Origin of the sequence: Endozoicomonas sp., assembly GCF_051008435.1 — a bacterium.
In the GTDB taxonomy this organism is placed as follows: Bacteria; Pseudomonadota; Gammaproteobacteria; order Pseudomonadales; family Endozoicomonadaceae; genus Endozoicomonas_A.
This window is the reverse complement of sequence record NZ_JBPCXO010000433.1, coordinates 1-6,757: the sequence shown is the minus strand read 5'-3', so window position 1 is coordinate 6,757 and position 6,757 is coordinate 1. Positions and strand designations below refer to the sequence as shown.

Annotated in this window: 4 protein-coding genes; 3 read left to right on the top strand and 1 reads right to left on the bottom strand. The window is 47.0% G+C overall.

The annotated features are described in order from the left end of the window. The first annotated feature begins 381 nt into the window (after positions 1–381). From ACR2PX_RS21645 to ACR2PX_RS21635, 3 genes are all read left to right on the top strand, one after another. Positions 382–2,433 (top strand): hypothetical protein, encoded by a 2,052-nt coding sequence (locus ACR2PX_RS21645; RefSeq protein WP_434001437.1) that lies wholly within the window; start codon positions 382–384, stop codon positions 2,431–2,433. Next, positions 2,376–2,963, top strand: a complete 588-nt coding sequence (locus tag ACR2PX_RS21640; RefSeq protein ID WP_434001436.1) for a hypothetical protein — start codon at positions 2,376–2,378, stop codon at positions 2,961–2,963. Before ACR2PX_RS21645 ends, ACR2PX_RS21640 begins: the two co-directional genes overlap by 58 nt. Before the next feature lie 280 nt (positions 2,964–3,243). Then, on the top strand, positions 3,244–5,388 hold the full coding sequence (locus tag ACR2PX_RS21635) for a YncE family protein (RefSeq protein ID WP_434001435.1): 2,145 nt from the start codon (positions 3,244–3,246) through the stop codon (positions 5,386–5,388). Positions 5,389–5,540: 152 nt separating this feature from the next. Here ACR2PX_RS21635 and ACR2PX_RS21630 read toward each other — a convergent pair whose 3' ends face one another. Next, on the bottom strand, positions 5,541–6,575 hold the full coding sequence (locus ACR2PX_RS21630; protein WP_434001434.1) for a peptidase domain-containing ABC transporter: 1,035 nt from the start codon (positions 6,573–6,575) through the stop codon (positions 5,541–5,543). Positions 6,576–6,757 lie beyond the last annotated feature (182 nt).

Here is a 6,757-nt window from a genome sequence, read left to right as displayed (position 1 = left end):
CATTCTGGGACTATCTGACAGACAGGTTAACAGGCAGTGGCTCGTTTCCAAGGCTGACGGACTTGATTGAAAAAGCTTCTCACATACTACCTTGTGGGCTTTGCAGCAGTTATTAAGAAGCTACGATGACAGGTGTTAGTTGTTCATGTTGGCGCAATCTCCTGAAAAGAGGGGATGTCCTGCTGTTTTATCAGATGCAGACAATAGATTCAAACATCTAGCAGGTTATAGACAGTCATTTTCAAATAGAGTTCCAGACAATAACTGGTTGCTAATGAATAGGTACGGAACAAGGAACTTAATGGACTCTTTTACCTCTATAACCCATAGATTTAATTCAAATGAGTGACCCATAAAGCAGAAATCAAAAGGGAGTTTTGAGTGCGATTCTTAGCTGTAATCATTTTACTGTTGATGACTGAAGCGGCTTTCTCTTCAAATCAGCCCGCCCAGCCAGCTTATCCTGACCTGGTCTCCCACCAGCCTCATCAGATAGTGCATAACTCTCAATGGTTAGTCATGCCTTTGATGAGTGGTATTGCCGGTGGCATTGCTGCGAGCAACGCTGCTGGCCACACGCCTTATACGGTAAGTGCCGGAATCATTACGGGTGCTGCTTTATCAAGCCTGGACATACTCTATAACCACTTCCAGACATCGGCCTCCTATTATATGAGCGCTGGTGTTATGGGAGCCGCTTCCATGAGCAATGTGCCCATGTCCAGCTCCCTTAATTACCTCTGCGGTTTTGTCGGAGGTGCGCTGGTTGCCACGGGTCAATTCAACTTCCTTGAAAAGTACATGAGCGCTCCAGTGAAAAGCGCTATAAACGGTGCCATTCTGGGAGGGCTGCCAGGTGCCGCTGCAGGTGCAGCAATAGGTGCAGCAGACGAAGTGATGGCTGCCTGTGACCTGACAGACACTGCCCCCTTATCCACTGCATTATCGGCTGTCACTCAGTTGAAAATAATGTCGCCATTTGTTTCATCCGGTATCAGCAGCTTACCGCTTATTGGCAGCTCTTATAGTTCTGCTGTCACTCAAATCAATGTACCGTATCTGCTTGAAAGTGCCGGCACAGTCTGGAGTGGCACCTGCCTCTTCACCTCTCTTGCAGATGACGACCACTCTCTTTCCTATCTGTGTATCACGCTGAAGCCTTCCAGCCGGGAGAATAATAAAACCAATCTGGAAATCGTCTCTGAAATGGATCAGACCCTGAATGAGATCATGGACAGCCAGGCAATCCAGAGATTATCGCATATGCAGGCGCTTGCCCTGGTGGGCTCACAATTGATGAGTTCAAGGCTGACCAAAATGCTCTCATCCCGATATCAGTCTATTGATACCGGTCTGGCAAACTTCAACCCTAAGCTGGGTATCAAGCCTGAAGAGGCGCTATCCGGTTACGTTCAAGCCGGACTGTCATTAGGCTATTTCTGCCTGCCCTGTCTGGGCAACTGGCTGATGGATTCTGTTATAGATAGCTACTACACACTCTTAATGACACAGACTGCAGAGAACGAACTGGACAGCCTCTTTTTCGATGACCAGAACTTCATAAGACTGAACCTGAATAAAAGCCTCGACACCCTGATTGCTCGAATGGACAGCAACATCCACACCGTCGTCAATACCGGAAGTGCTTTAAAAAGCTCACTGGCCCGTGCTTACATTGGCGGCTTTTATGATCTCTCCTTTATCGTAAGAAGCGGTTCAGCCGATATGCTGGTGTTCATGGATATCTACAGCAAGGTGACTGAATCCATGACTCTGACTTTGAACAAGGGCCTTCTGGATCTGTCCGTCAAAAAGGATGAACTGGCCACAGAGCTCGACTTGTTGAGAAAAGAACTCACCTCCAATGCCAGAACCATTGGCAGTGGCGCCAAAAAAGACTTCATGGTTGAAAAGTATTCAGGTCTGCTGCAGGAACTTCGAGAGACCGACGCCAGCCAGACCCAAACAAGACTGGTATCAGGTAGCTGGAGAATTGCAAAAGGCTTTACCGACTACATTGCCAAAAGCCTTTTTATTGCCAAAAAGATGAGCGCAGGAGAAGTAGCATACGACGACTATCTGGCACTTCTTTTCGCCACTGGCAGTGTTTCCAGTGCCTTTTCCTGGTACCCCAATAATGCCGCCAGCATGCTGGACTTCAATAAAGCGGTGCAGGGAGTTCACAACCTGACTGCAGAAATAAATCATCCCTCTGAGGAGCTGTGGAAACAACCCGACTATTTCGCAGAAAAGGGTAATGAGGTTGCTATCCACCTGGACGCCTTCTCCATGGGACACCCAGAAGGCGTGCTAATGACCGATCAGGCACTGACTATCCCCAGGTTTCAGGCGCTTCTGGCAGTGGTAAAAGCAGTTTGCTGTCGAAGATCAGAAGAGAAGCTGGTAATGGTATCTGGGCGACTGGGAGCGTGACCTACACTACTTTCAATGGCGAGATGCCCGAAGTCTTCCATTCGGAACAGCTTACATACATCCCCCCAAACACGACTCTTAGAGAACTTGTCACATTACGCGTAGATAAAGGTTTACCCGACATTGAAGACATTCAGATTACAAAAGACAGGGCTGAACTGACCGATCAAGAGCTGATTGAGATGTTGCAGGAGATACAATTCTATCCTCAAGATCAGTGGCATCTTTTAAAAGAGCAACTGCGCGACAAACGTAACTGGAAAGATCAACTCAGTGGCGGACAGATCAAAAAGCTGGCCTTGCTCTCAGTCATTTCCCGTGCTCCCGAGATAGCCATTCTGGATGAAATTTTTGCAGGGATGGATCAAGTGTCCGTTCAACTGGCACAGGGCATGCTTAAAAAATACCTGCCTGACAGTCTGCTACTGATCGTTGATCACAATGCAGCTCAGAATAACCATAATGATTTCTTTACTGGCAGAATCCACCTGGAAGACAGCCAGGTGAGTATAAGAGAGATGGATAGATAATCCTCCCCTCTTTTAATTAAAAACACTGTCTTAATCTTTTCTCAAACACTTCATAAAGTAGAAATATTTCTCATTTTACAAATAATTTACTTCACCAACACAATCCCAATTGATACATCAATGTCTCGAAATAACAAAAAAATAACAATAAAAAAAGTTAGCTCGAAGTCTTCAGAATCTGTCTCTCAGCGAAACAGTGAATGGATGGAGCCCTTTCAATCCTCCTGAGGATCACTGCACTATGAATAGAATAATGGCTTGCTTTGCAGCATGTCTTGGTATGGTTTTGCTACCTGCCAGTGCTGCCCCTCCCTCCTTTATTGCCTTTGAATCTGCTTCTGTCCGGCCTCTGGCCATATCTGAAAATGGTCAAAAACTCTTTGTGACCAATACCCCTGACAACGCCGTTGAAGTCTATGACATTGATACAAACGGAAGCCTGGCTCACAGCCAGTCTATTCCTGTCGGTCTGGAGCCGGTTGCCCTGGCAGTGCAAAACAATGACCTGTGGGTCGTTAATCATCTGTCAGACTCTGTCAGTGTCGTCGATACCCAACAGGGCACAGTAAAAAGAACACTTCTGGTGGGCGATGAACCCAGGGATATTGTGTTTGCCAAAGGCAAGGCGTTTATTACTACGGCCCATAGAGGCCAACACCGTACTCATTCTTCCCTGAATAGTGTACCGGGTGCCGGAGACCCTCAGATACATACGCCCAGTGTTTCCCATGCTGATATCTGGGTGTTCAACAGCAGTAACCTTGGCGGTGCTCTGGGTGGCAAGCCGACCAAGATTATAGAGCTGTTTGGCGACACTCCCAGAGCTCTGACCGTCAGCCCGGATGGCAATACCGTTTATGCCGCCGTTTTAAATTCTGGAAACCAGACCTCTATCGTTCATGAAGCGGTTGTTTGTGCAGGGTTTGAAGATGTTAATCCCCAATATGCGACCGTGCAGGGTTATCCGGTTCGACTGGATGAACCTGAGGGCTGTTATGTGCAGGATGGTATAACCTCTCCTAACGGACTGGCTTATGGTGCACTACCATCAAACCGTCCTGCACCAGGAAGAAACAAGTTTGGCGATGTCCAGCCCTGGACAGCTATGATCGTGAAATACGACAGGGAAAATGGTCAGTGGCTCGATACACGAGGCCTGAACTTTTCCAACGGCATTCGCTTTAACCTGCCCGATCACGATGTCTTTGCCATTGATGCAGCCTCACTGCAGCAAACTAACGACTTTAAACACGTAGGCACGACGCTGTTTAACATGGCAATAAACCCTGTGAGCGGCAAGATTTATGTATCCAATACCGATGCCAATAATGCCGTTCGTTTTGAGGGACCGGGTCTTCACGGAGGCTCAACGGTTCAGGGCAACATTGCCAAATCCCGCATCACTGTGATCGACCCAGCGAATGGCTCGGTTAAACCCAGACACCTCAATAAACACATCAATTATGATGCACTGAAAGCGCCCCCTTCGGTCAAAAAACACTCTGTCTCCACGCCGCTGGAAATGCAAGTCAGCTCCGACGGTACAACGCTTTACGTCGCCGCTCTGGGCTCGAACAAGATTGCTGTCTATAACACCAATGATCTTGAGCGAGATAACCGCTGGAATAATTTCAGTCCTGCTTCAGCTTCTGGAAGACACATTGATATTGAAGGAGGCCCTCAAGGGATCCTCCTGGATGAAGCCAGAAATGGTAGCAATGGCCAGCTTTATGTACTGACCCGTTTTGACAACAGCGTTAAGGTGATTGATGCCACAACCGGAGCCCTGCGCCAATCAGTAGGCATGTTCAACCCGGAACCTGCAGATCTGCAAGCCGGACGCTTCATGCTGTACGACGCAAACCGCACATCCTCCAATGGTGAGTCATCCTGTGCCAGTTGCCATGTGTTTGGCGATATGGATCACTTGACCTGGAATTTGGGTAATCCAGACGCACCGAATACTTATAACAGCCAGCCATTTCCTACTGAACACTTCACCCGCCTGAACTGTAACAACGACCAGTCTGTCTACGATGACGGCTGCTTTTTTGCTGAAATCCTGAATGGTGATGGAGGAGAAAGAACCCTGGCGTCCATGAAAGGCCCCATGAGCACCCAGACGATGAGAGGCATGTCGACTCACGGTCACATGCACTGGCGGGGCGACCGGGTCACAGGCTATTTTGGTACACAGCATGCTGACAATATGACCAATACTGAAGATCTTGATGAGCGTCTGTCCTTCAAAAACTTCATTGTGGCCTTCGAAGGGTTACTGGGCATGGATGTCGAACTGAAGGATGTTAAAGACACCAACAAGTCCAATAAAGCTATTGCCCTTGAAAGGGATATGGATAAGTTTGCCGACTTTATGCTGGCGGTTCAGCTTCCTCCCAACCCCATTCGTGGACTAGGAGCCTGACCGAGAATAGCGGTCGAAATTAAAATTCAGTAGAACGAGTCCATTTTTTCGATGGATTTGTGCGAATAGTGGGCCTATTCAATCAAATTCATCGGAAAAATGGGCCGTTCTTTCTGGATTTTAGGCCGGGCTGTCTATTCTCCGACAGGCTCCTAGATAGCAGCCTCTTCCTCTGCAGCAGCCATGGCTTTATATCTGGCCATTTGTATCTCTGCGAGATTGATAACCCTATCTGCCATAGCAATAGTTTCCTGTCTGTGAGCAATCATCACCCGTGTAATGCCCAGACCTTTCAACATTGTATTGATATGCTGCTCTATGCCCACATCAAGATGACTGGTTGCTTCATCAAGAAAAAGTACAGAAGGTTTTACATAAAGAGCCCTGGCAAGTAATAATCTTTGCACTTGCCCACCAGAAAGAGTACTCCCCATATCTCCAACCAGTGTCTGCATTCCCATAGGCATAGCCATTATTTCAGGAAGAATACCAGCCGCTGCCGCACACTCTTCAACTTTTGACTGGTCTGGAGCGTTATCAAAGAACGCTATATTCTCTGCAATCGACCCTGACAATAACTGATCTTCTTGCATAACCGCTGAAGTAAAGCGTCGATAGTTCCTCAAGCCGATATGCCGAACATCTTTACCATCAATTAACACACTCCCCTGTTGTGGTTGAATGAGCCCCATCATTACCTTCATTAGAGTTGTTTTACCAAATCCGGATGGCGCTATAATGGCCACACATTCGCCAGACTGAATTGTTAAGTTAATGTTCTCAAGCAACCAAGACTCTTCCTCACTGTATCGATAGCAAATGTCTTTAAGCGTTATTTCACCTTTTACACTGGATAGTTCTTCATGAACAGTGTCCAGATACTCCTCATCATTGGCATGAGCTATATCAGAGATACGTTCCAAGTGGAGGCTTAGCATCCGATACTCAAAAATCTTATCTACAAAAGTCTGAGCCTTCTGTGAAAATTGTTGTCTCCATGCCAGAAAAGCATAAAGCATGCCTATGGAAAATACATTTCCCAGAACTAAAGACGCGCCTATCCAAACTAATGCAATGTACTCGATACCACTCACCAGACCATGAAAGGTATTCCATGCAATTTGCAGTCGGCCTACCTTGATATCTGCATTGACCCAATCAGCATAACTGTTCTGCCATTTTGACATTCGACCTGCTTCTCGATTGAACACCTTTAGGGGCTGAATAGCTCGTACTGTTTCAATGTAACTATTCAGCACCCAGCAAAGGATGATTACCATAATTCTTCAGAGCTATAAGCAGAGCTTCGAAAATATTCTGACCCTGCTTTCTCGCTGATGACACATAACTTCGTATCCGACAGTAATAT